Annotated in this window: 24 protein-coding genes; 8 read left to right on the forward strand and 16 right to left on the reverse strand. The window is 34.3% G+C overall.

What is annotated here, in order from left to right:
* Positions 1–12: 12 nt before the first annotated feature.
* The 9 genes from cdaA to UABHE_RS29635 form a co-directional block, all read right to left on the reverse strand.
* The gene (gene cdaA, locus UABHE_RS29595; protein WP_372366975.1) at positions 13–756 is read right to left on the reverse strand and encodes a diadenylate cyclase CdaA; all 744 of its coding nucleotides are present in this window, start codon (positions 754–756) and stop codon (positions 13–15) included.
* A gap of 45 nt (positions 757–801) precedes the next feature.
* A complete protein-coding gene (locus UABHE_RS29600; RefSeq protein ID WP_372366977.1) occupies positions 802–1317 on the reverse strand; it encodes a hypothetical protein in 516 nt (171 codons plus the stop codon).
* Between the two features lies 1 nt (position 1318).
* Complete coding sequence (gene bamD / locus UABHE_RS29605) at positions 1319–2230, reverse strand: outer membrane protein assembly factor BamD (protein WP_372366978.1); 912 nt, start codon at positions 2228–2230, stop codon at positions 1319–1321.
* The gene (gene recO, locus UABHE_RS29610; protein WP_372366979.1) at positions 2230–2979 is read right to left on the reverse strand and encodes a DNA repair protein RecO; all 750 of its coding nucleotides are present in this window, start codon (positions 2977–2979) and stop codon (positions 2230–2232) included. Before recO ends, bamD begins: the two co-directional genes overlap by 1 nt.
* A gap of 180 nt (positions 2980–3159) precedes the next feature.
* A complete protein-coding gene (locus UABHE_RS29615; protein WP_372366980.1) occupies positions 3160–4440 on the reverse strand; it encodes a hemolysin family protein in 1281 nt (426 codons plus the stop codon).
* 122 nt (positions 4441–4562) lie between these two features.
* The gene (locus UABHE_RS29620) at positions 4563–4988 is read right to left on the reverse strand and encodes a prepilin-type N-terminal cleavage/methylation domain-containing protein (protein WP_372366982.1); all 426 of its coding nucleotides are present in this window, start codon (positions 4986–4988) and stop codon (positions 4563–4565) included.
* Positions 4967–5539, reverse strand: coding sequence for an SAM-dependent methyltransferase (locus UABHE_RS29625; RefSeq protein ID WP_372366984.1), 573 nt, complete (start codon positions 5537–5539; stop codon positions 4967–4969). The genes UABHE_RS29620 and UABHE_RS29625 overlap by 22 nt, the downstream gene beginning before the upstream one ends.
* The gene (locus UABHE_RS29630; RefSeq protein ID WP_372366985.1) at positions 5536–7551 is read right to left on the reverse strand and encodes a hypothetical protein; all 2016 of its coding nucleotides are present in this window, start codon (positions 7549–7551) and stop codon (positions 5536–5538) included. The genes UABHE_RS29625 and UABHE_RS29630 overlap by 4 nt, the downstream gene beginning before the upstream one ends.
* A 323-nt stretch (positions 7552–7874) precedes the next feature.
* Positions 7875–8516, reverse strand: a complete 642-nt coding sequence (locus tag UABHE_RS29635; RefSeq protein WP_372366986.1) for a hypothetical protein — start codon at positions 8514–8516, stop codon at positions 7875–7877.
* Between the two features lie 147 nt (positions 8517–8663).
* Here UABHE_RS29635 and UABHE_RS29640 point away from each other — a divergent pair, with 147 nt between their 5' ends.
* Both UABHE_RS29640 and UABHE_RS29645 read left to right on the forward strand, forming a co-directional pair.
* A complete protein-coding gene (locus UABHE_RS29640; protein WP_372366987.1) occupies positions 8664–9695 on the forward strand; it encodes a hypothetical protein in 1032 nt (343 codons plus the stop codon).
* Positions 9696–10105: 410 nt separating this feature from the next.
* Positions 10106–12577, forward strand: coding sequence for a 7TM diverse intracellular signaling domain-containing protein (locus UABHE_RS29645; RefSeq protein WP_372366988.1), 2472 nt, complete (start codon positions 10106–10108; stop codon positions 12575–12577).
* An 11-nt stretch (positions 12578–12588) separates the two neighbouring features.
* Here UABHE_RS29645 and UABHE_RS29650 read toward each other — a convergent pair whose 3' ends face one another.
* The 7 genes from UABHE_RS29650 to UABHE_RS29680 all read right to left on the reverse strand — a co-directional run bounded on the left by UABHE_RS29650 (position 12589) and on the right by UABHE_RS29680 (position 18157).
* On the reverse strand, positions 12589–13008 hold the full coding sequence (locus UABHE_RS29650) for a DUF6691 family protein (protein ID WP_372366989.1): 420 nt from the start codon (positions 13006–13008) through the stop codon (positions 12589–12591).
* Positions 13005–13445, reverse strand: coding sequence for a YeeE/YedE family protein (locus tag UABHE_RS29655; protein WP_372366990.1), 441 nt, complete (start codon positions 13443–13445; stop codon positions 13005–13007). The genes UABHE_RS29650 and UABHE_RS29655 overlap by 4 nt, the downstream gene beginning before the upstream one ends.
* Positions 13446–13702: 257 nt before the next feature.
* Positions 13703–13897, reverse strand: a complete 195-nt coding sequence (locus tag UABHE_RS29660) for a four helix bundle protein (RefSeq protein WP_372371558.1) — start codon at positions 13895–13897, stop codon at positions 13703–13705.
* 542 nt (positions 13898–14439) lie between these two features.
* On the reverse strand, positions 14440–15957 hold the full coding sequence (locus tag UABHE_RS29665) for a serine/threonine protein kinase (RefSeq protein WP_372366991.1): 1518 nt from the start codon (positions 15955–15957) through the stop codon (positions 14440–14442).
* Positions 15958–15969: 12 nt separating this feature from the next.
* Entirely contained in the window at positions 15970–16296 is a 327-nt protein-coding gene (locus tag UABHE_RS29670) for a hypothetical protein (protein ID WP_372366992.1), read from the reverse strand.
* Positions 16297–16344: 48 nt separating this feature from the next.
* A complete protein-coding gene (locus UABHE_RS29675; protein ID WP_372366993.1) occupies positions 16345–16917 on the reverse strand; it encodes a hypothetical protein in 573 nt (190 codons plus the stop codon).
* Positions 16907–18157: an OmpP1/FadL family transporter gene (locus UABHE_RS29680; RefSeq protein ID WP_372366994.1), complete on the reverse strand. Its 1251-nt coding sequence runs from the start codon at positions 18155–18157 to the stop codon at positions 16907–16909. The genes UABHE_RS29675 and UABHE_RS29680 overlap by 11 nt, the downstream gene beginning before the upstream one ends.
* Before the next feature lie 412 nt (positions 18158–18569).
* Between UABHE_RS29680 and UABHE_RS29685 the strand changes: the two genes are divergently transcribed.
* From UABHE_RS29685 to UABHE_RS29710, 6 genes are all read left to right on the forward strand, one after another.
* Positions 18570–19952, forward strand: coding sequence for a neutral/alkaline non-lysosomal ceramidase N-terminal domain-containing protein (locus UABHE_RS29685; RefSeq protein ID WP_372366995.1), 1383 nt, complete (start codon positions 18570–18572; stop codon positions 19950–19952).
* An 11-nt stretch (positions 19953–19963) separates the two neighbouring features.
* Positions 19964–21526 carry a hypothetical protein gene (locus UABHE_RS29690; RefSeq protein WP_372366996.1) on the forward strand — a complete coding sequence of 521 codons (1563 nt, stop codon included), beginning with the start codon at positions 19964–19966 and terminating at the stop codon, positions 21524–21526.
* A gap of 65 nt (positions 21527–21591) precedes the next feature.
* Positions 21592–22842 carry an amidohydrolase gene (locus UABHE_RS29695; protein WP_372366997.1) on the forward strand — a complete coding sequence of 417 codons (1251 nt, stop codon included), beginning with the start codon at positions 21592–21594 and terminating at the stop codon, positions 22840–22842.
* 7 nt (positions 22843–22849) lie between these two features.
* The gene (locus tag UABHE_RS29700; protein ID WP_372366999.1) at positions 22850–24301 is read left to right on the forward strand and encodes a methyl-accepting chemotaxis protein; all 1452 of its coding nucleotides are present in this window, start codon (positions 22850–22852) and stop codon (positions 24299–24301) included.
* Between the two features lie 10 nt (positions 24302–24311).
* On the forward strand, positions 24312–24485 hold the full coding sequence (nqrM, locus tag UABHE_RS29705; RefSeq protein WP_372367001.1) for a (Na+)-NQR maturation NqrM: 174 nt from the start codon (positions 24312–24314) through the stop codon (positions 24483–24485).
* 3 nt (positions 24486–24488) lie between these two features.
* Positions 24489–25094, forward strand: coding sequence for a macro domain-containing protein (locus UABHE_RS29710; RefSeq protein WP_372367003.1), 606 nt, complete (start codon positions 24489–24491; stop codon positions 25092–25094).
* Positions 25095–25103 lie beyond the last annotated feature (9 nt).

A 25103-nucleotide genomic window follows, 5' to 3' on the forward strand; every position in this document is an offset into this window, starting at 1 on the left:
AGTAAATCCCTATTAACAATTTGTTTTATAAATAACCTCTACCAATCTTTGACGCAGCTCTTTTTCAGAAACACGATGGGAAATTTCTCCTTTATCGCAAATAGAAATCCAACCTTCTTCTTCTGACACAACAAGAATAATAGCATCAGTTACTTCAGAAACCCCTAACGCTGCTCGATGTCTCATTCCCATCGATAATGGCAATTTTTTTTCCGACAGTGGGAAAAAACAGCAGCATGCAGAAATTACATCTTTGCGAATAACAACTCCGCCATCGTGAAGCGGAGAATGAGGAATGAAAATTGTAGTCAGTAATTCTCTACTGACATTTGCATTTAAGTGTACGCACTGTTGATTTAGATAGTCACCTAGTCCTGTGTTTTTTTCAATAGCAACTAATGCACCAATATTGTGTTCCGCTAAGAAAAGTAAAGCTTCGCAAATTTCATCGTCTATTTTTTTTGGTGTAGTAAACGAAGCCAAAGTAATAAGATTACCTAAACGATTTAAGAATTGTCGCACTTCTGGCTGAAATATAACAACGACAGCCAAAAGATATATATCCAAAGCTTTAGTCAAAACATTTTGAACATTCTCTAACTGACTTGTAGCAAGAGGTATCAAAACAAAAAGTATAACAAATACGAGCACATACCCCTTGAAAATACTCTTGCCTTGCGTTCCTTTTAAAACATAGAGTCCCAAGCCAAAAATCGCCAGGAGTATAATTATTTCCCAACCAGAATTCCATAACATAATAACATCTCTACATAAAAATCTTACTTTTCTAAATCAATATTCCTAATCGCTTATCTTGCGTATTGGTCCCATCACAGGACTTTCCATTGTATAAATAATTTTCCGCGCTAAATCACTTAAACCATCATCAGTTTCGTCTGCTAAGTTTTCTCCGCGTTGAAAATTTACTTCAAAACGATGTCTAACATTAGTTTTTGGAATCACATCGCGGTTTGTGCGCAAATCGCGCCACTCAATTTCAGTAGTGACTGTTACATCTAAAACATCAACTCCGCGATCTGCATTTTTTATTACGGAACGAAAATCTACATCGATAATACGTCCAACAAGAATTGTTTGAGCCTGATATTCATTAGTCACGTGTAGCGAAGTCTTTGCGAAAATTTCATCGACAACAGCGGAAGTCAAAGTAAATTCAAAATCGCGAAATAATGTTGTATTGGTGAATGTAGGAACACAAATACTTTCTACTCCAACAGGAGTTAAATTCCCCATACGATAACCACAACTACACAACAATGAAAAAAGCAACAATGTTAGCATTTTATTCATATACATTTTAATTTTTTGCAATTCTTTTCAGAAGTAACTTTGCTTTTTGGGCAGACCTTGTACGAGGATATTTTCTCAATATAAAATGTAGATATATTCTTGCCGAATCATTCTTACCTCTACGAATATAAAACTCAGCAACAAATATTTCTTTTTCCGCAAGTTTTTCTACGATATCGTCTTGCGTTTTTTTTGCAGCTTCAAATTCGTTACTGTCTTCATATTTCTTAACATAATCATCAATTTCTTTTTTAGCAGATTGCAACGAAGTTCCATCGAGTTCAATTCCTTTGTACTGTTTATAATGGCACAGTGCCTTAAGATACTTAGCGCGCGACAGCCACTCACTTTGTTTATATTTTTTTATAAGTTCTATATATTCGACTTTTGCCTCTTCATACATCTTCTTCTTATAATAATAATTTGCAATAGTCATTTGCGCATCATCTGCAAAATCAGCGTGTGGAACGCGTGTAATAACACCTCTTAATACTTCAACACCTCTTCCTGGAGAACTAGAACTTTCCCCTCGGATAATTGCAGAACCAATTTCATACTGTTTCTCAGCAATATCTTGTATTCGAGAAGAAGAAGGATTCGCTTTCAAAAAATTATCATAATCCTGATTTGCACTATACTTATCACCCGATTTCGATTTCATCTCTGCGAGTAAAATTACTGCCTCTTTACCTTCTTTTGTCTTGGGGAAATACTTCCAAGCGGCTTCAAAAGACTCTCTTGCAGCGGCATTGTTTCCACTTTTTAGAAAGTTTTTACCGTTCTCTAAAAGTTTTTTAGCTTGGCCCTTGTTGTTATACTGAGTATTAATCCATCCATCTTGCGGTGTCCATATCCACTTGGCATAAATTGGTAGGTGTGCGAAAATTAGTGCCAAAATTAATATCTGATATTTACTCATCAGTCACTTCCTATCAGTTTAAATGTCCGTAAATCTTTGTATAAAAAACTTTGTAGGTAAAAACGAAAAAACATGTTTAATTCATTAACAATGCGCACAGAAAGATTTACTTTTTTAAGTCCTGCCCATGATACTACTTCTAGATTTTTTAGTGTTCTCAATGCCTGCATAGAAATCTGTAAAAAAGCATCTTCGTTACTTTCTTTGCATTTTCGGCAAATAATTCCCGACTCTTTAGGGATAAAAAAAACATAAGAGCCTATAAGCACTTTTGAACACAAACAGCATTCTGTAAGAATAGGCATTATCCCTAAAAGGATAAAGGATTTAATTTGAAAAAAAAAACGAATTTTCTCAGCACTTGCCCCCATAGAAAGATACTTTAAACTAGTGTGTAAAAGTTGGAACAAACCCTGGTTAGGGTCATGGGAAACAGTACACTCATTAACAAAGTCGACTAAATAAAAAGCATTATACATATACTTCAAACTAGAACGCACACCGTAAAAGTAGTCTACAATTTCGAACTCTCTCACGATAGCTAATACATTAGCATCTTTTTCGCGATACACAACCTCGACATGCAACGTTGGTTCAAAAGTTCCAGCAAATTGTTTTGCCGATTTATTACGCGACCCTTTTGCCAGCATACTTATCTTACCATGATCCTTAGTATATAAAGACATAATTTGACTAGAATTGCTATAATTAATACTTTTTAATACGATAGCATCTTCTTTGATTATCAACTAGAAATCCTTAAGTGAGTGCAACAAATTCTTGAGCACATTTTAAGTCAGTGTAGAATTTGAGTGTTAGAGCAAGGACTGCCTGAGAGGCACATAGTAGTGGCTATGCAACTGAAAGCTCGACACCACTATGATACTCAAAAGTAAACTGTGTACCTCAAAAAACTTTTTGTCGCTTGCTTAAGAACTTTGTTTAACAGAGCTGCGACTAATCATTAATATTCGATCAATACGTCGTTCTCCCGCTTGCAAAATTCGAAACTCTTTATCGTCGTATTCGTATGTTTCACCTTCTAGTGGAACTCGACCCATTTGCGAAAATATAAATCCACCTATTGTATCATAACCTTCGTCCACAGGTATATTAAGCTCAAATTGTTCGTTAATCTCTTCTACATGAACTCGGGCATCTAACTCAACATTGTTATCATCGAGAAATTTAATTTCCTCGTATGTTTGGTGATCATGTTCATCGATAATCTCCCCCACAATTTCTTCGAGTATATCTTCTACAGTTATGATCCCAGCTGTTCCGCCGTATTCATCGAGAACAATAGCAATATGTAACTTTTGTTCTTGAAATTCCTTTAACAATTTATTAATAGGTTTTGTTTCCGGAATAAAATATGCTTTGCGCATTAAGTTAGCAATAACAAGCTTATCATTATCTTTTTCAGACCAATAATCAAGAAGATCTTTAATGTAAAGAATACCAACAATATGGTCGCGGTTTTCTTTGAAAATGGGAACTCTTGAATAACCTTCTTTATTTGCTAAAAGCAAAACATTCGCAACCGAATCATTAATACTTGCACATACCATATCTGTGCGCGGTGTCATAATATCTTTTGTTTCAACCTCGCGTAAATCAATGATCGCTTCGATCATATTTTTTTCGCTGCCTTGAAAAATCCCTTCTTCTTCGCCTTTTGACACTACATCAAGTATCGCTCTTTCAAATACCGAAGAGGAAGCTTTACTTCTAGTAGTAAAAATAGTATCTAAAAATTGAATAAATTTCGATAATGGCCAAACAAAAATAATTCCAAGCCAATACAAAACATACATAACAGGTAATGCCCATGTTACAATTTTTTCAGAATAGCGATCAGACAAATACAATGCGACAATATCTGTAAACAAAAGAGGAATAAAAGATAGCACTACGGAGTATACTATATGAGTGTTGTTAACTTGGGAATTTTTGCTAAAAATAAATATAATACTAACCACAAAAACAACATTCGACATAACACCAAAAAAGCTCGTTGCAATCAATAAGTCAGAACCTTTGGTTATGTATCTTTGGATCTTATTTTTAGCATCATCAGTTTTTAGTAACTCATCTAATTTAGCATATGAAAAGTTGTTGTACACATATTTTGCTAGTTTACAAAATATAGATAGTATTAATGAGCCTGTGATTAAAAAAAACAGACTACTCCCAGATGGATCGTCCAAAAAAGTTTATCTCCTACGAAGGTTAATTCAAAAGATTTTAAGAGATGCGATGAAACTATTCCATCTATCTCCTATAGATATATTACTATAAATTTCCAATTCAAGGTCACTGCATCAGAAAACTAATGACCTCGTATATTCATTGTACGGTATAACACTGTACGAAATTTAAATTCTCGTTCCACTCCGCGGCGTTGATAAAAAATTGTTAGTTTTATAAGCAGCGCATCACTACCAAGATCTACCCATTTAATCTGGTACTTATATCCGCGAAAATTTTTTCGATAATCAAAAAAATCTTTATCATCACTACTATATGAAGAACGCAAAATAACGCCCTTTACAAAGACAACGTCTTCAAAATCAGTAATTATTGTTTCGGCAAACAAAGAAGCTGTCTGATAATCAAGAGATTCGTTGTATGTATTTATGGCAACAGCAAACAAACTCCAAATACTTACGCTACCCAACACAAAAACCACAAGTGCTATTAAAATCTCAAGTAAAGTAAAACCTCCGTTATTTTTTATTTTTTTAGATAAAACCATGCCTCAGTATTTCCCCCACTACCTTTATATGGAGAGTATGCATATTCAACTTGCGAAAAAGAGGAAGCAATTTCAACACTTACATTATTAATAATATCTTGTATTTTTTCTTCTGCTAAAACCCCTTTGGACAGTTGTTTTTTTTCACATTCATACTGAGGTTTAAGGAGAGATAAAATAATACCGCCATCGTTTAAATTTCGTAAAGCTGCTGGTAAAATGAGCGCTTGTTTTGTCCAACCAACATCAATAGTAATAATATCTAATTTTTGCGGTGAAAGCCAATATAGAGCGTTTTTACGCTCAAATACTTCGACACGCGAATCATTACGCAATTTCCAATCAAGTAGACCGTAACAAGTATCTACCGAGTATACTTTTTTAGCTTTATGGTGGAGTAAACAATCGACAAACCCACCTTTGTGACTTCCAAGATCAGCAACCGTTTTATCAAAAACATCGCAGCAAAAATGTTCCAAAGCAAACTGAAGTTTTAAACCTCCTTTGCCAACATATATGCAATCTTTAGGTCTATTTGATTTTGCTCTCATATTTTTTTTATCATAAATGTTATAGTATCATCAATATTTTTAAAACTGTATTCTTCATCATTTTGTTGAACAAAATCTAGTAAATCTTTCCCAAAATCAGGGAGATAGCTTTCTATATTTGCTCCTATATCCAAGCTACATAAATAGCAAATTTTTACAACGCGAATCACTTGCTTTACAACTAAATTTTCTAATTTCTCTTCGCTACTTGCTTCTTCTAACAGTGCTGTAAATTCACTAGAAACTTTGTTGTTAAAATAGTCTACTATATTCTTAGGAAGCCGCTCTTTTGTTTTTACCTCAAGACTTTCATATACTTGTTTGTCATCAAAAAGACTATCAGCTTTCTCAAAAAAATCAAGCAGTTGCTCTTTGCCAGACCCCATCGCAGTACAACTTTTTTGTAACTTTGTAAAAAAACTAGGGTTATTCAAGAAAAAAACTTTAAGTCGTATATGTTTACGATTAATAATATCAAAAACTTCCTGCAGTTTGCTATCCTTGACAGTAATAGAAAGATCCATAGACTTTTGGGGTCGAACAACTAAATCTTTTATCAAACGACGTTTCGTTTGAAACCGTTCGTGAACATTCCCTTTTATATTCAAAAATCTTTTCGTTGTGTTAAAACCAACGTTTCCTGATTTCGTCTTAGTTTGTGATATATCCTTTAGTGACGCTCCTTGGTATTTGTTAGTTGCTTTTACCAGGCGCGGTGTAATTCCCAACACTTTAGTAACCATCTTAGGTAAATACTCTATAGAAACAGTGCTACCGCGATCTTGTAAAAAAGTCTCGCAACCCACCATGCTCACCTTAGGCTTTGAATATAAACGCAATAATTGAATAACCTTACTTATTCGCTTCTGAATTCTTTCGGGAACATCTTCGCGAGCAATACGATCTTCAATACTTTTTTGGTACTGTTCAAAGTGAGAGATATCGTAATTCAACGAAGTGTCTTTAAAAAAATCAATATCTTCATCTATTTTGCACTGATTCGCTTGTGAAATTCTTTCACTGTTAGGCAAATGGTGTAGTGAGTCATAACGCTCTTTCATATAACTCGGCATAAATATCTTTTTAAGTACTCTTTCCAACATCCCAACACAAACACCTTCAGTAAATTTTGCAAAATAATTGATGATATAATGTTTGTTTTTTTGCCGCAACAATAACGTTAATTCACTAGGTAAATATTCAGGCGTCGTCTGTTGGATAAACTGATTATAGCGAAATCGCGGTTTTACTTTTTTTGAAATATAAGAGGGGTCAATAAGGCGAATTTCATTGCGTTCGTTGAGGCGAAAGTTATCTGGGCGTAAATCACGAAAATAAATCCCCTCTGCTGCATGATAGCAAACCATAGCCACTAAATCATATACATTTTGCAAAATTTCTTCCTCGCTAGTGCGGCAAAAATTCATTTCTATAGATCGAGGTAAAAATTTCGAAAACATAAAAGGAGTATTAATCAAATCATTGTGATCAAGAATTTCGTTTGCGACAGAATCGACATGTTCAGCGGGCAATAGCAAACTCAGCGATTTTCGCAAGCAAAATTGTAGATCATCGACATCGATATTTTTTTTGATCAGGTTTTTACTAAATAGATATGAGTATTTTTCAATTGTACCTTGATAATTTTCAGATAAAAATAAAGAATGTCCTTTTATTCGAGCAATATAACTCTTAATAACATAATTACTTATATCGGCCTCATCTAATTTAATAATATCTTCTACATCATTCACAAACAAATCAAACGATTCCCGAGGACGATATAAGGCGATACTAGTATTCTTCAACGAAGAAATTTCAGGTAAAGGCAGCGTACCAAGAATTTCGACGACTTTTGCTTTCTCTACTCGCTTATAAGTTCCGCGCCCAATTTCACTTTCTATTTCTAAAAAAAAAGTACAATAATACCTTTTGTTAAAAACAAGATATTGAGCGGGAACAACAAGTGAATTTTGTGGAAGGGGTTTCCCTAGTAGACTTTGGTAGCTCATTAATTAGATTCCAATGAAAACAGTATTTTTTCAGGATTTCAGAAGCATCAAGTGTACACAAACCACAGTAATTTTGTCAATTAAATTAAAATACTTTTGTCAGGCATGTTAACATTTAAGCTTTTATATAATATAGTCTATTTTAAGGAGCAGTGAGGCCCTTAAAAGCGTAAAGTGCGCTTTGTAATAGAAAGTAACAAAGTTAAGGGATTGGTAAAAGGTAAAGTACTAACTCTTATTTTAAAAGAGTTAAATAACGTGGAAAAGAAATATCGACATGTTTTAACAAACATACTCAAAAATCTCAAATAGTTTATAGATTGCTAAAAAAGACTTCCGCCGCATAAAAAATAGATGAGAACAGAATAGTAAATAACGTCATAGGTAGTTACAATAAGCAAAGGATGACGACTACTAGTCAATGTTTCTGATGACAACATAGATTTTTCTTCGTTGTATTGAATTTTGTGAAGCACATCAATGTATTTATTTAGTCCTTCTTGCGCATAAATATTTATTTTTTCGCCTGTTAAAAATTTAATAACGAGTCCTTCGTGATCATTACCTTTAACAAAATCTATTTTTTTAATAGTTGTATCGCCATCAGCGTCCAACAGATTATAAATAGTTAAACCTCTAAAATCGAAATAGACCAAATATTGAAAATCGCAAAACAAACACGACTCAGTCTCATAATAATAATGACGAAACCAGTGCCCAAATAAATAGCAAGAAGCAACAAGAACAACAAATGTAATATCGTATGAATTAATATTTGCCATAAAAAATAATGCAGGAAAGACCAAGAAAAAGCTAAGAAAAAAATAAAACAAGAACTCCAAGTCTCCGTCATATGAGTAACAAAATATAGACTGTTCTTTTTTTTCTTTACGCAAATCCTTAATCATTTGCAATGTTCCGGTAGAAATTTTAGAGAATGTTACCGTGCTTTTTACTGTATTCATTACATTTCCTAACAGAAAAAATATAAGTACTCATCGAAAAATGTTACCAAATCAATATTGGTTTTTCAATACAATAAAAGTTATGATGTAGATATAACAAAACAAGATAAACAAAAGATATATCTTTATAACTAGGGGCTATCATTCATGTTTAAATATTTTATATTTTTTCTTGTATGCACAATTACAAGTTCTGCAGACATCGTACAAAAAAATTGGAAACCTGCCAATTTAAGTAAAAATGATCAAATTCGTAGTATACACGCTGAGCAACAAAAAATTTTCTTCATCACAACTAGTAAGGAATTAGATTCAGCCACCTTACATATTGCAAGTATAAAAGATCTCAACAAAATTACAGTAATTGCAAGTAAAAAACTATCTTCGTTAACTCGAAAATATCACCACTATTTCGGACAAAACTGTAAAATGTTATTCAAAAATAACTACTTGTATATTGTTCCTCCTGGGGGCTACGAAACAAGTATACTAGTATTTGAATTGAAAGAGAATATCCACTTCATTAAAGAAATAGCCTTATTTTCAGACCGTGCAAAAATTCACTATGTCGAAATGCCAAAAAGTTTAGTCGCGTCTGAACAATACTTATTTGTCCAACTTGAACGCGGTCTTTCTATACTTGATATATCAAATGTAAGAAAACCTACCATTATTAAAGAACTTGATAACATTCAATTTATAGCAACCCAAAAAGACCATTTATACTACGGTTTTAAAAATGATCTTCTTGTATTCTATACTGATAATTTTATAAACAATATGCATATTCCTACTTATGAAAATGTAGGAAATACATCATTTAGTCAATTATCTTTCATAGGACAGTCAAAAGGAAATGCCTTATTTTCCACACAAAAAGAAAGCAAAAGTACCGCTAACTATAGTTTGCAAATTCTTAGCCTAGATAACAACAAACACCAAAAACCAAATATAAATATCCATGGCTGGGATTGGCAAGAAGAGATTAGTCAAGGGAGTTTAGAACTACCTTACTTAGCACTACAACGCAAAGACACAATAAACATATACAAATTGACAGATCAAAAGCCAAACCTTATCACTAGTTTTCAACAAAATGGCATATTCACTTTGCACCAAAAAACATTATTTGTTTGCAATGCTGAAAAAGGCATTATCGTTATTCGCGGCTGGCGCTAAAATCTATTAAATATTTGCAAAATTTGCAATATATAATACACTTTAGTATCTGCGCATGGATAAACAAGCACGTTTAAGCTGATCAGCGAGAAAAGCATAGCCGGGAGGCATGTTTTGGATAATTGAAAATAATAAAGCTAAAAATTGAGTAGAAGCCTTGTAAACGTCTAGTTTTTCGTGGTTGAGTTGTATGAAAATCTCCTTGAATTTTTGGTTAAGGTCACAGTTCAGACCCTAAACGCTTTTAAAATTCATTTGCACTCATCCATTTTTGATTTGAACATTGCGATTGTGAATAGAGAATAGAGAATAGCGAATAGCTATCACAATCTCATTATAAATTCTTTTTAACAAACCTTTTTATCTGTAAAATACTTATACAGATATAGCTAAAACAAAAGACTTAAATAATGACAAAAATAATACATATCATTTTCTTTTTTATCATAGCGTCAATGTTAAGAGCAGAAAATCACATCACTCTCAACAAACATGAAAATAGATATTTAATAGGAAAATATATACAGTTTTTGCATGACAAAGATCAGAAGCTAGGTTTTGCAGAAGTATCATCTCAAGAATATTCATCAAAATTCGTACAAAGTACCGAAATAGTTCCTAATATGGGAATGGGAAAAACCACTTACTGGCTAAAATTTACAATCGACAATCAAAGTGAAAAACGCAAAAAATGGGTTATAGAGATAAAATTTTTTAGAATTAAAAATATAACTTTGTATTACAAAGAACATGGGAAAGTTTTAAAAAAACAAAGTGGCTATTCTCATCTCAACAAAAAAGAAATAATTCACCCTACCCACGTTATAAACATTTCAACTCCTCGAAAAACAACATACTACTTACGTATTCAAAATACAGGTCCATTTTTCTTTCCTATTATACTATGGGAAGAAAACGAATTAGTAAAAAATCAGGCCAATGAGTACACTTTATCCTTCTTTTACATAGGAATAATATTAGCTTTAGCTCTTTATAACATATTCTTGTTCATTATCTTAAAAGATATTTGTTACTTGTACTATGTTTCCTATGTTCTTAGCATTTCTCTTCTTTTTATGTGTACAAAAGGGTTTATATTTTCTTTTTTACCACACATTTCAGCTGACTTGATATACTCTAGCTCTATCGTATTTGGTTCTTTAACCATTATATTTCTTGCGTCATTTAGTATAAATTTCCTCAACATACCAAAAACAAACTACTCATATAAAATAATAAATACAATTAGAATATCCAATATATTACTGATGCCTTTAAGTTTTGTACATCATCACTTTGTTCTTATATTTTTTTTCATTGTTGGTATTACCAACATAATAGCCATTGTCGTAGCAAGTTTTCAGTCTCTAGTAAAAGGTTACCAGCCAGCGAGATACTTCTTATATTCTTGGTGCGCCCTACTGCTTCTTTTTTTACAAATGCTTTTACAACGTTTTGGTATAATTGGTCACTACCTGACAAATTATGGTTTTCTATTTAGCATAGTTGTTCAGTTTGGAATTGTATGGGACGCCGTATTTTTAGCCGTAAGCCTCGCCGATCGTTTTAATACGGTTACGAAAGAAAAGGAAAATGCACAACAAGAGACACTGCAATTAAAAAATACAATCAATGAACAGTTAGAAAAAAAAGTACAACAAAGAACACTTGAGCTTCGCGATACAAACCAAACACTAAAAAAAGAAATAGAACAGCATAAAAAAACAGAAAAAGCTTTAAAAAAAGCGACGCAAATTAAGTCTGATTTCCTAGCAACAATGAGCCACGAAATAAGAACTCCTATGAACACAATTTTAGGAATTGCTCAGCTTATAAACAACACTACTCTTGATAACAAACAGCAAAACTACGTAAATTCGTTAAATTACAGTAGTCAACATCTACTTTCTCTTATCAACGACATACTAGACTTTTCAAAACTAGAATCGGGAAAGTTCGATCTAACACTGCAAACATTCGAAATAAGAAAATTTTTACAAGAAACAATTCATATCTTCGATATCAAGATAGAGGAAAAAGGCTTGACTCTTTTTTGCAATGTAAGCGAAGAAATACCACAACATTTAATAGGGGATAATGTAAGACTAAGGCAAGTACTCATTAACTTAGTTGGTAATGCTATAAAATTTACAGAGAAAGGATCTGTGCTTTTGTCTATAAACGTTGATTATATTGACAAAAATATCGCTAATATTGAATTCAATGTACAAGACACTGGTATAGGTATACCTCAAAACAAAATAGAAACGTTGTTTGGAAGTTTTGTGCAAATCAATTCGTCTTCGACTAAAGAACACCAAGGCACAGGTCTTGGACTAACAATATGCCAAAAAATTGTACATGCGATGCAAGGAAAAATAATAGTTAAAAGTACAGAAAAAGAAGGATCTTTATTCTCCTTCACAATTCCTTTACAAATAGACAAAACAGTACCTAGTAAAAAACAAACTTCGCAAAGCAAACAAACAAACAAAATGCCACTATCAATACTTCTCGCCGACGACAGTACCACAAACAGACTAATAGCAACTGAGTTTTTCGAACATCTAGGGCAAACAAATATTGACGTAGTGGAAAACGGCGAAGAAGCAGTAGAAAAAGCCGCAACTAAAAAATACGATATTATATTTATTGATCTCCACATGCCAATAATGGATGGAATAACAGCAAGTAAACACATTCATCAAAAAGGTAATCGCCCGATAATCATACTACTAACAGCTGATGTATTTACTGAAACAAAAAACCTTATAGAGATAGACGACAAACTTAACAAACCAATAAGAATACAAGGACTAAAAGAAATGCTTGAAAAATGGATTCCTCAGATTAGCAAAAACAAAAACTCCTCAAGTTCTTGATCTTTGATTTTTTAGTTCACTTCATGCCTTTGTTTTAATTGAAACAGTAAACTACCAGCAGTCATCGCACCGAAGAAAATGAGAACTTGTTTGTTGAGAAGAGCAATACTTACAATAGCTGGTCCAGGACAGAATCCAGCCAATCCCCAGCCGCCACCAAATAATATTGCCCCCAAAATAAGTTTCTTGTCAATATTTTTAGTTGTTGGCATATCAAAAGAAGACGCACATATTGGCTTACTACGAAGTGCAATCCATTTATAAGATAAACTATAGACACCTATTGCTCCCACCATTACAAGAGCCAAACTCGGGTCCCACTTTCCAAAGATATCTAAAAAAGCTTGTACTTTATTTGGATTTGTCATTCCTGAAATCACTAACCCAGCGGCAAAAAGAATTCCCACAAAAAAAGCAATAATACTTTTCATCCCTCAACTCCTACAACATGCTTTAAAACATAAACGCAAACCATACCAGAAGCAATAAAAATGACAGTGGCAATGATAGAACGCACGGAAAAGCGAGAAATTCCGCAGACACCGTGACCACTTGTACAACCACTACCTAAACGCGTACCATAACCCACAAGTAAACCTGCACAAATTAAAGTAATGGTAGACGAGTTAGAAATAAACAATTTCGTTGAAGGTAATAAATAAAAAGTAATTACACCTCCAGAAATAAGACCAATAAAAAACATTGTGCGCCACAGAGTATCGCGCCCTTTAAATAATAAAATATTACCAGTAATTCCGCTTATTCCGCAAATTTTTCCATTGAATAATAACAATAACATTGCAGACAATCCGATTACAATTCCCCCTAGCAAAGCGCTATATGGTGTGAAACTAGCATAATCGATCATTTTTCATCCCTTTAAAACCATTCTAAAATAACTTAAGTTGCGACCTAAAAATAACAAGAAAAAGTGAAAGCGAGAACAAAAAGGACAACTTTTAACTCAAATCCATAAGAAAACAATTATAATTTCTTTTTCCATGACTTTCTCCTTCTTGTTTTTCCTACTTTAAGAGAAGAGTCGTTATAACAGTATAAAAAAACGATGTGTGCAATTCGATTTTTGAGGTTCGTGGTCGTGGATCGATATTCCATGTGCGAAAATTAGACTATTAACTTTGAAAGCATACAAATTATTCTATAGAGTAGTTTTTTGATTTTCTCTTTTTCTTTTGAGTCTATTATTTGGGCTATCTTAGCAACATCGAATACTGCACTACATTCATTTGCTGATGCTCTTGCTATAGAGAAAAACCTTGCTTTCTCTTTTTTGCTAAATTTGGCATTGCCTTCTGCTATATTAACTGTAACCTGATGGCATTTTCTCCATCACATTAAATGTTTCTTTTGTATATTCTAGTGATACTTGATATACATCTAATTTTTCATGATTAAAATTCATTGCATTACCCTTACTTCGTGCCATGTGCCACGACTGCGTCTCACGAGATTCGAACCGCGCACATCGAATTTGTAAGAGTAATTATACCAGACTGTACGATAACTTTTATAGGTCGCAACTTGGGTTAAAATATATAAAATTCACATCCCTAGATGTATGTCCTTAAACCTTTGAAATCAACTACTTTTGTAAGTCATTTACTATAATCTGGATCGAGCCTTAAATAAGGCGTAGATAAGCCGTAATATGTATTTTGTAATTCTACTAATAGAATTGTTAATCAGGAGCAATAAATTTTAGGCTTTTAACTTGCTGCAGTAGAGTACTTATATCTTATGGAGTGAAAATTATTTTTTTTGTAAAAACGATTTAGTATTACCAAGGCGCGCAAAATTTTGAATTGACGACCTATGACCTATAAGGTCATCAATTCAAAATTTTACTTGTTTAATGCTATTTTTTCTAAGTCATGTACTAATTCTGAAGCCGACTGATAGCGTTCATTTACTTTTTTATTCATCGTTTTTACAATAATATCAGATAATTTATGCGGAAGAGATATTTTCTGAACAGGCGGTATAACATCTTGCTTCACATGAGCCCAGATGGTTTCCATTGATGTTTTTTCTTCAAATGGTGGAGTACCAGTTAGCAAATGGTAAAGAGTTGCGCCTAAACTATAAATATCACTTGCAGGTGTAAGTTCTTCGCCTAAACATTGCTCTGGAGACATATAAAGTGGTGTCCCGAGAATCGTCCCCTCTGTTGTCATCTCTGCACTTGAATCAAGAATACGTACGCTACCAAAATCAACTATTTTGATAATTTTGTTTTCTTCGATAATAACATTCGCGGGTTTTATATCGCGATGGATAATATTTTGGCCGTGAATAGATTCCAAACCCCTAGCTATTTGTATGCCATAATCCACCGCTTGCTCCAATGGAAGATAACCACAATTCTGTAAAACAGAAAATAAATCTTGCCCTTCAATAAATTTCATTACCAGAAAATGGAAATTGCATTCAAAGCCTAAATTTATTACTTTTGCAACGTTTGGGTGATCTATCTGAGCTAAAATTTTTCCTTCTTGGCTAAAGCGCTGTATTGCCTCTTCGGAGCTATAAAAATTAGGAGAAAGTATTTTAACAGCGACATCAAGACCTAAAGTAGAATGTTTACCTTTGTATACTTTGCCAATTCCACCAGAACCTATCATCTCTTGAAGAATGCAACCTCCCAGTGAACTACCAACCAAAGAATCGGAGGATTTCATCGATACAATTGTTTCACTTACTTCAGGAGCCACAAGTCTTTCTGTGCTTTTCATGGATGTGATTTGTAAAGAATATTGAACAATTTCTTTGAAAAACATTTCTCTACGCTTCTCATCAGGTATATAATCTGCCAGTTTTTGAATGAAAACACGAAGTTCGGTTCGCGGAAACTCTCCTGATGGAAATTTACGATTTTTGTTAAAAAGAATTTTTGCCATAGGACCTATGATATTTGCCATTTTGGACTGAATAGAGTCTAAAATGTTTTCTGGAACATAATCGACAGCGGCTTTTTCAGGTTCAACCTTCTTCTTTTGCGTTTGGTTATATATTGCTAAAGTATCAGTACTTTCAAGACTTTTAAAAATAGGTTTTGCTGACATAGTAAACACTTTGTAATTTATTTTTTCATCTGCAAAGAATACCAATTTCCCTTGCTTAAAAGGCTGCACTATAGTGTTAAGAGTCTTATATCCAATAAACAAATCGTCAATATCGTATCCATTATCGTCCAAGATGCCATAAACATTCGTCAATATTTCTATAATCGACTCTAAACTATCATCGGATATTTCTTTTGGAAGTCTAGAATTAACTATTTTGCCTTTCCAATAAAAAATAAAGCCTTGTATTCCTGGTAGGCGCTCAATTTTTTTTGTAATGTCATCAAGTATAGACATCTCTTCCCCTTGTTACAAAAATGAGTCTATTTGTGTTGTTAATTTCGTTATTTTCGACAACATAACATTATTTTTTGTTTTAATGAACACAAGTATTTCCTTATAAAACAAAACAGTATATCGGCTACCTTCGTGAGAAAAAACAACCACTTTAGGAAAGTCTTCTTCTAACAATTCACCTAGCTGTTTAACATTGAAAGATATGATCGCTGTCATTGCAGCTAGTTCTTCCGTTGCATCTTTATTAAAATGTAATACTGAACCAACATCATCGGTCACCAGAATCATCGCATCTTCTAAATTTTCTTCTATACACTTACAGATAGCAGAGTAATCCATATTTTAAAACCTTTTATATTTCATGCTCTTGCAAGTATAACTCATTAATTATTCATCAAGAGCATTCATTGCTATTTTTAAACTTTCAAGCATACGTGAAAAAGAACCAGACAAACTCGCTAATTCTTTATTTTTAGTCATCTCCGGAATTTCAATATCGAAATTTCCTTGGCTAACTTCGTTGGCAATTTTGGAAAAAGCCAATACGTCTTCTATTGTATCTTGTAAGTTTTGGTTTACAACAGATAAATGTTGTTTTTGTTGCTCAAGTTCATCGTTCAATTCTTTGAGTTGATCCATGTTGAGAATTTGCTTAATCGTATGATGACTTACATCCATAACGATAAATACAAACACTGCTCCGCCAAGGAAAACTAAGCTTGTCAAGATATCGCGATTCACAGGAAGTTGGTATAGAATAAGTAAAGTCAACATAATATAACCAATAAAGAAAAATCCCATTAAAGTAGCAAGAACTTTCCATTTCCAAATTTGTTTTTGTGGTACAATTTCACGAATCTTTTTTACCCAAGCAATTGATATAATCATGATCAACGCGCCAAGTAAAATACCAATTACTGCATAAAACTCTAAACTATGCATTTCTATTTTAAAGTTCATCTTTTACTTCCTCTTTGTTTACAACACCAAATTTCCAAACCAAGCCAATTCCAATATTGTGTTGGTACATTTCTATTTTCGTGCCTTGTGAATTCAAAGCAGCTCCAAGCCTTTGATTATTCTGTCTTTGAGTATGATTAAAAGCATACATATATGTCAAGTCAATTTCCCAATTGCCAAAACTAAGTGTGGCTCCGCAAGTTACGTGGTGTTGAGTAACACCTGGAGCCAAGACATTTGCAAAAACATCTCCATCGCTTATAGGAGAGTCACCATAATTGTAGCCAGCGCGAATTGTCCAATTTTCATTTATATCATACGCTGCACCTAACTTAAACGCATTTATATCATTCCATCCAAAACCACCATTTAGTGTAGAAGTTCCAATAGTGTCGACCACTGTATAGAATTGACGCTCATAATCAAAGGCTAAAGTTACGTCCATAATCTTATAAGAAATTCCAAAAGCCATTAGAGGAGGAGTGTTGATTGAACCATTAGATGCGACAAACACGTCTTCATAATCGTTAAAACCCGAAAAATAAACTTCTGTGCGATAAAGTGCCCCGAGTATCAAATTTTCAATCGGTTCAATCTGCAAACCAAATTGTCCACCAAAACCAAAAGCATAGTTTCTTTCGTTTGAACCAGGATTAACATTGCCATCGGGTTGGAAAGAACTACTTTTAAAACTCGCAAGCCCAATAATTGGCGAAAATCCAAAGTTAACACCTTTCCACAAGTTTATAGACATTGTAGGTGTAATAAAAAGATGCGCTAAATCAACGCCTCGATGTTCGTCGATTCCAGGGCTTCCTGGAGGTTGTACGTTTTCGAAAGGTCCTTTGTTATAATCAGTATTCATCCCACCTTGCCCAAAAATCGCAATCCCTGTAGATAATCGCCCAGGAATGATATCACTTTTGACAGCAAAATGGGGTATAAAGAAAAAGTTGGAATCACTATCTTCTTCTCGACCTGGTGCACCAGCCCCAAACAAATCGGCATCTTCTGTACTAAAAGTACGACGAGGGCTAAATATCTCTAGTCCTAAAGACAAAGAATCTTCCACTTCCACCAACCCCGCTGGATTATTTGCCATAGTCATAGGATCTAAGTGTAAAGCAACACCTGCTCCTCCCATTGCAACATTTTTATTTCCAAACCCAATGGATTTCATTCCATTAGTTGCCCACAATATGTGGCTCATAAATAAAAGTATAATCAATTTTTTCATCATATAATCCCCTGCAAATTGTAATCGTCTTTAGTTTGCTTTTAAGAATATAAGCAACAAAGTGAATTGGCTTATATGCAAAATATAAGCCAATATTCTATTTTTTATATTTCTTTTCCTAAACACTACTGCCAATGCCAATAAATACAGTAACAAGACACACAAATATTCTTTATATTCTTTATATTTCTTGTATGACAGCTAAAAAAGATACAAGTAACCCTTAACTACTTGACGGAACTTCGTCCTAACTTGACTATTATTCGTCACTAAGTAATTCACTTCGAGTTTGTAAATAAACACAAATCTGTTTATATGCTAAAAATCCTTACACACAGACCTATTGAATAATATAAAAACTTATTGTATAATCAGTTACTTATTAAACAATATTGTTAATTATGGGAGGTTATGAATGAAGCGCTATATTATTGGTCTTTGTATGATACTAGCTGCTTTGATGGTTGTTCCTGTTTATGCAGATGGAACTATTGAAGCAGGTGTCGCTAGCGCAGACACAACACCAGAAATTGGAACTCCATTAGCTGGTTATGGTGGTGGGAAAAGACGCCTGAGTTTTCCTGATCTAGATCCATCAAATTATAATGTTTTACTTGCTCCTTCAGAAGGAGTTATTGACCCACTTATCACAAAAGTTGTGGTCATCAAAAGCGGTAAAACTAAAATTGCCATAGTAAAATCTGACGCATGCGGAGTACCACAGCATTTAGTCAAAGACGTGGCAAAAAAAATCAAAAAAACTGGTATCAAACTTAAAAACTTATGTATCACCGGGACACACACTCATTCAGGTCCAGGTGCTATGATAGACAGCGTTTTCTGGTCAGTAGCGGCTGTAGACCTCATGGACAAACGCGTCTATGAACCTTTTGTTCAAAGACTAGCAGATCTAATTATTGAAGCGAATAGTAAACTACAACCAGCACGTATTGGAACATCCACTTCTTTGGCTTTCAATCTCACACGCAACCGTCGTAAACATCCTGGTATTTTTGATCCAATGATAGGTGTTTTTCGTGTCGAAGCTCTTGATGGAAAACCAATGGCCATTCTTTTCAACTTTGCTATTCATGGAACTTGCTATGGCGCAAGTAATTTGAAATTCTCTGGCGATGTCATGGGTGTTGCTGAAAGGCAAATTGAAAAAGCAATGCGCGAAAGAAATATGCCAACGGTTGCTATGTTCATCAATGGAACAGAAGGAGACGTTGCTCCGAAACAAGGAAAAGCTGGTGGTGCTAACGCAGTAGGAACACAACTTGGTAACGTAGTTACAACTACAGCTCTTGCTCTTCGTGCACAAGACAATGTCAAAATTGCTGTTGCTAACAAAACAATTAAATTCCGCAAGGCTCACCTAAATGTTGAGTTGTGGGAAGAAAGAGAAGATTCTCAAGTTGATTGTTGGGGCATGCACAACACGCTAAAGAATATGTACCCAAGTTTAGGCGAAAAATTAAAAGTAGAAGTCACTGGTCTTGTACCAATGTCTTTTCGTTTGCAAACTATTCGTATAGGTGATTCAGTAATCGCTTGTATGCCTGGCGAAGCTCTTACAGCGATTGGTGCTTCTCTGAAAACTATTGGTAAAGACCTAGGTTACAAAAATGTATTCGTATTTGGTCTTGCAAACGGTCACATGGGTTATGTTTGTGATAAAGAAAATTTTGACGAAGGTGGATATGAAGCAATGCTTAACCTTTATGGTCGCGACCAAGGCGACAAAATAATTGCTTCTTTTCAAGAAATGTTTACCCAACTGGCAGACAAAAAGTAAAGGACCTACACATGCATAAACTAGTTCTTGTTCTACTTTTTACTATCGCAATATACGCTAATGATGTTCTTGAAGTTGGTTACACCCAAGTTGATATTACTCCTGAAGTTGCTACATGGATTGACAGTGACGGTGATGGAAAATATACATTTGGCGACGGTTCCGCCTACGACGCAGGGGAAAAAATCACAAGTTTTGTCGATGGAAAAATAAACATTGGTAATGGTAACGGTGAAGCACATTACATTCATGACCGTATCTATGCCCGCATTATGGTTATCAACGACCCATCAACTAAGAAAAAAGTGGCCTTTGTTTCATTAGATTTATATATGATGCAACTACAAGACTGTGATTTTATTCGTAATCTTGTAAGTGATTTATCTTTTGAACACATTGCAATTCACTCGACCCATAGTCATATGGGACCTGATACTCTAGGACGTAGTGGTGCCAAAAACTTAGAAAATGGAATTAACGGTGCTTGGTTTCGTAAAATGCAAAAAGCTACGGCAAAAGGACTTCGAGATGCTTTTGCTAACCGTACTCCTGCAAAATTGCGCTTCTTAGGTACAAAAACTCGCTTTGGTTTAAATGATACTCGCGACCCAATTATCTATGATGATGATCTTATGGGAATGCAAGCTGTAAAAACCAATGGTGAAGTACTTGTAACTCTTGTACAGTGGGCAAACCATGTTGAAGCTATTCTATCTTTCCATAAAGGAAATGGTGCGCCAGACAACGCTAAAGAAAAAACAGGGCATATTATAACACCAGGATTTCCAGCTTTTGTAGATACACAAGCTCAAAAAATGTTTGGTGGGCATGGAATCTTTATCAATGGCGCTGTAGGTGGCCTAATGACCATGTTGCGCACTTTTGTTTGGGAACCTTTTGCACCTTACAGTCCTGACACTCCTGTAGAGAAAATTCCAAAAGATTTTACTGGAAAAATTCACGACAACTTTAAAATGGCTGAAATAATTGGTTGCGAACTGGTGAATAAACTTCATCGTGAAAAACTCGTAGACCAACCATTCGCTGAAAATTTATTTGTAAGTGCAAAAACTGAAAAAATAAAAGTTAAATTGGACAATGACTTGTTCCGAATGGCATTTTTGGCAGGTTTTATTGGTTTTGATAAGCGCGAATTTGAAGGCGATATTGCCGGCGAAGCTTTTTTGAAAACTCAAGTATCACGCATAGATATAGGTCCTGCACAATTTGCTTGTGTACCAGGAGAGATTTTTCCAGAACTAACAATAGGTCTTCCTAAAGACTTTTATAGTAAAAATGGTAAATACTTTAAAGAACCACAACATCACAAAACAGGTGGCGATTTTAAAGTTGCAAAATCAGTAAAATCAATGATGACAGCTAAATACAAATTCATCATCGGTTTATCCGACGATTCTATTGGTTACATGGTTGCTCCATGCGATTTTCTTCTTGATGAAAATTACCCATGGATTGAATCAGCACCAGATCACTATGAAGAAACGCAATCTGTAGGAATACAGGCGGTTCCTAAAGTGATGGAAGGTTTATCAAAACTTTTTTCTGAAAAATAAGACTATTATTAAAACGCCTAACTAGTTAATAGTTAGGTGTTTTAATAAACTCGAAAAGGATCGTAATGGACCTCGGAATTGAAAATGTTCTACTTAACGGCCAACTAAGTAATATATATGTAAAAAACGCTAAAATAGAATATATTGGTAGCGAAAAAAAATCAGCAATAAAAACAATCAACGCACAAAACAAGGCTGCAGTTCCTTCTCTAGTTAATGGTCACACTCATGCTGCGATGACATTATTTCGCGGTTACGGTGACGACATGAAATTGCAAGAGTGGTTGCAACAAAAAATTTGGCCTAGAGAAGCTCTGTTAACTCCTGAAGATATATATTGGGGAACGAAGCTTGCTTGCCTTGAAATGATAAAATGCGGTGTGACTTTATTCAACGACATGTATTGGCATAACAGAGAAGCAGTAAAAGCAGTAGAAGAAATGGGCATTCGTGCTTTTATTTCAGAAATATTTATTGATATTCCAGGAATGCAAACCAAAAAACACGATGAAAAAGCTCAGGAAGCTTTGAATGACTTCAAAAATTACGACCCAAGAATTAAACTAACACTTGGTCCTCACGCAATATACACTTGTGAAACGCAAACTTTAGAGTTTGTAAAAACATTTGCCCAGCAAAACAATATCCCTGTACACATACACTTAAGTGAAACGAAAAAAGAAATAGACGACTGTATTGCACAACACGGTAAACGACCAGTACACTATCTAGAAGAAATCGGTTTTTTCGAAGCTGATGTAATTGCCGCACATTGCGTATGGCTTCAAAACGAAGAACTCGATATACTAAAACAACGTAATGTAAAAATTATTCACAACCCCATCGCCAACTTCAAGCTTGCAGTAGGAGAACTTCTTCCCTACACCGAGATAAAGAACCGCAAAATTCCTTTTTGTTTAGGTACAGATGGATGCGCATCGAATAATAATCTCGATATATTTGAAGAAATCAAATTTGCTGCCTTAGTACATAAATGGAAAATAAACGACCCAACAATTATGAATTGTAATGAAGTATGGCACGCAGCAACCACAACTGCTCACAAAATATTTGATATAGATGCAGGAGAAATTAAACAAGGAAAATTAGCGGACTTCTTATTAGTAGATTTAAATCACCCGCAAATGGTCCCTTGTCATAACTTAACATCTAATTTAGTCTACGCAGGCAATGGATCAATTGTTGACACAGTTATTTGTAATGGACAAATCGTGATGGAAAATCGCTATGTTTCCGGTGAAGAAGAAATCATTTTACAAGCTAAAAAAGTAACAAAAAAACTTTTTTCGAGGTAGAATCTCAATGGCGCAAAATAAACTTTCCCTTAGAACACTGATATTTTTTCTTAGTATTTCACTATTCGCGATAATCACAATCAATGCGATATTTTCTTATCTTTCGGTAAATCAAATTTCGCAACAAGTGCAAGAGATAACAGAAACCCAAATACCTTTACTCAAAAAAATAAACCAACTAGATCATTTACACACAAAAGAATTCAATATTGTAGAAAAGTTTATTTTATATCGCCTTACCAATGAATCTTCTCTGACACAACAACAACAGAAAAATTTTGAAAATATCAGTAAAGAAATGCACGCACATTTAGATGAAATGCTTCATTTTTTTCATCGCATTTCAAGTAATAATGATAACTACACTAACTACTTATCGCTGTACAAAAGTTTACATCTCATCAAAGAACAACAGCAAGTTTTTACTAACGAAATCAATGATCTTTTTACTGAGGAACAAACAACAGAGCAAATCCAGGTAACTATAGATAATCAAAAATTACGCAGTAATAGCATGTTAAATGATATTCAAAAATTAGTAGAAAATTTGCCTCTCACAAGACAAAAACACGAGCAACACCTTCAAAATAAAACAATGTTTTTTTCGGTACTAGCCATAATAATTATCATTGTTCTAACATATATAACACTATCTATCTCGACACGTAAACTTCATCAAATATCAGATTCTCTATCGGCAACATTTCAAAGTATAACAAGGGCTTCTGATGAGTTGTATAATTTAAGTGTCCAAATATCTAGTGGAGCTCATGAGCAAGCATCTAGCGTAGAAAAAGTAGCTAATACCTTGGAACAAATGGCTTCAATGACCCAACAAAATAGCAAAAGTACTATTGAAATTGATGAGATGTCTACGCGAACCAAAGAACTAGCTGCTTTGGGAAATGATACTGTTAATCGCTTGCAAGGTGCGATGCACAATATATTAAGTTCTTCTAATCGCACAGAAGAAATTGTAAACACCATACAAGAAATTGCTTTTCAGACAAATATATTGTCTCTAAATGCTTCTGTTGAAGCAGCAAAAGCAGGAGAAGCAGGGAAAGGGTTTGTGGTTGTCGCTAACGAAATACGAGATTTAGCACAGCGAACTTCACAAGGGGCAAAGAACATTATTTTTCTAATTGATCAGTCTAAGCGCTACGTTGAAGAAGGTGTCACCTCAGTAACAGATGTACAAAAAACTTTTGACAATATCTTCCATCGTATCCAAAAACTTGCGGATACAACAAAAGCAATTGCCGAAGCTTTATCTGATCAAGTAGGAGGCATGGAACAAGTAAAAAATTCAGTTGGAGAAATTGACAATATTGTACAATTAAATGTAGCAAATACCCAAGAAGGAGCATCTGCTGCTGAAAAACTACACGCTCAGTCTTATGAATTAGAGCAAGCAATACAAGACTTACGAACTATTGTTCACGGGAATACAATTTAAGGAAAATACTATGATAAACGTTGTTGTCGCTATATCCTTTTTTCTAACAGCTTTTTCACTTATGGCTGTAGGCGTCATTTTCAGTAACCGTCGCATTAAAGGTTCTTGTGGCGGAATTGGTGCCGTACTAGGAAATGATGCGAAGATGTGTGATTGCGGTCAAAAAGTCGGTGGATGCAAATAATTTATGCCACTAAAGCTAATTTTAGTCGATCCGATAGAAGAATTGTGCTCGCAGTGGCGAGTACAATTCTCTGGTCTACAAAATGTAGAAATTGTTCATGGTTATTTTGAAGAAGTCAGCGATTTTGACTGTATGGTGAGCCCTGCAAATTCATTTGGGCTTATGGACGGTGGAGTTGATCGCGCGATTACTAAGTACTTTGGACTTGAGTTAATGGACCGTGTACAGCAAAAAATAATCAATAATTTCTGCGGAGAACAACCAGTAGGAACATCTTTTATCATTGAAACAAATCATCCCAAACATCCATTTTTAGCACACAGTCCAACAATGCGTATGCCAATGAAAATAGCGAGAACTGATAATGTCTACAATGCTATGTGGGCCACATTACTTGCTATCCAACATCATAACACTAACAGTTTCAAAAAAATAAATGCTCTACTTTGTCCAGGTTTAGGAACAATGACAGGACAAATGCCATATATACGCGCAGCAAAACAAATGTCCTTAGCATATCGCAATTTTATTTCGCCACCAACTGAGATAAATTGGATTTATGCCACAAAACGCCAAAAATCTATTCGCTATGGTGGAGATATTCAGTAGTAGAGTAGT

It is taken from the genome of Candidatus Uabimicrobium helgolandensis (genome assembly GCF_041508025.1).
Classification (GTDB): Bacteria; Planctomycetota; Uabimicrobiia; order Uabimicrobiales; family Uabimicrobiaceae; genus Uabimicrobium; species Uabimicrobium helgolandensis.

Coding starts and splice junctions, on each gene's coding strand:
- UABHE_RS29680 (WP_372366994.1), bottom strand. CDS start 18,157: ATGATGAAAAAATTGATTATACTTTTATTTATGAGCCACATATTGTGG.
- UABHE_RS29665 (WP_372366991.1), bottom strand. CDS start 15,957: ATGTCTATACTTGATGACATTACAAAAAAAATTGAGCGCCTACCAGGA.
- UABHE_RS29670 (WP_372366992.1), bottom strand. CDS start 16,296: ATGGATTACTCTGCTATCTGTAAGTGTATAGAAGAAAATTTAGAAGAT.
- UABHE_RS29625 (WP_372366984.1), bottom strand. CDS start 5,539: ATGAGAGCAAAATCAAATAGACCTAAAGATTGCATATATGTTGGCAAA.
- UABHE_RS29655 (WP_372366990.1), bottom strand. CDS start 13,445: ATGATCGATTATGCTAGTTTCACACCATATAGCGCTTTGCTAGGGGGA.
- cdaA (WP_372366975.1), bottom strand. CDS start 756: ATGTTATGGAATTCTGGTTGGGAAATAATTATACTCCTGGCGATTTTT.
- UABHE_RS29630 (WP_372366985.1), bottom strand. CDS start 7,551: ATGAGCTACCAAAGTCTACTAGGGAAACCCCTTCCACAAAATTCACTT.
- UABHE_RS29650 (WP_372366989.1), bottom strand. CDS start 13,008: ATGAAAAGTATTATTGCTTTTTTTGTGGGAATTCTTTTTGCCGCTGGG.
- UABHE_RS29620 (WP_372366982.1), bottom strand. CDS start 4,988: ATGGTTTTATCTAAAAAAATAAAAAATAACGGAGGTTTTACTTTACTT.
- UABHE_RS29685 (WP_372366995.1), top strand. CDS start 18,570: ATGAAGCGCTATATTATTGGTCTTTGTATGATACTAGCTGCTTTGATG.
- UABHE_RS29690 (WP_372366996.1), top strand. CDS start 19,964: ATGCATAAACTAGTTCTTGTTCTACTTTTTACTATCGCAATATACGCT.
- UABHE_RS29700 (WP_372366999.1), top strand. CDS start 22,850: ATGGCGCAAAATAAACTTTCCCTTAGAACACTGATATTTTTTCTTAGT.
- UABHE_RS29710 (WP_372367003.1), top strand. CDS start 24,489: ATGCCACTAAAGCTAATTTTAGTCGATCCGATAGAAGAATTGTGCTCG.
- nqrM (WP_372367001.1), top strand. CDS start 24,312: ATGATAAACGTTGTTGTCGCTATATCCTTTTTTCTAACAGCTTTTTCA.
- bamD (WP_372366978.1), bottom strand. CDS start 2,230: ATGAGTAAATATCAGATATTAATTTTGGCACTAATTTTCGCACACCTA.
- UABHE_RS29640 (WP_372366987.1), top strand. CDS start 8,664: ATGTTTAAATATTTTATATTTTTTCTTGTATGCACAATTACAAGTTCT.
- UABHE_RS29695 (WP_372366997.1), top strand. CDS start 21,592: ATGGACCTCGGAATTGAAAATGTTCTACTTAACGGCCAACTAAGTAAT.
- UABHE_RS29675 (WP_372366993.1), bottom strand. CDS start 16,917: ATGAACTTTAAAATAGAAATGCATAGTTTAGAGTTTTATGCAGTAATT.
- UABHE_RS29600 (WP_372366977.1), bottom strand. CDS start 1,317: ATGTATATGAATAAAATGCTAACATTGTTGCTTTTTTCATTGTTGTGT.
- UABHE_RS29645 (WP_372366988.1), top strand. CDS start 10,106: ATGACAAAAATAATACATATCATTTTCTTTTTTATCATAGCGTCAATG.
- UABHE_RS29635 (WP_372366986.1), bottom strand. CDS start 8,516: ATGAATACAGTAAAAAGCACGGTAACATTCTCTAAAATTTCTACCGGA.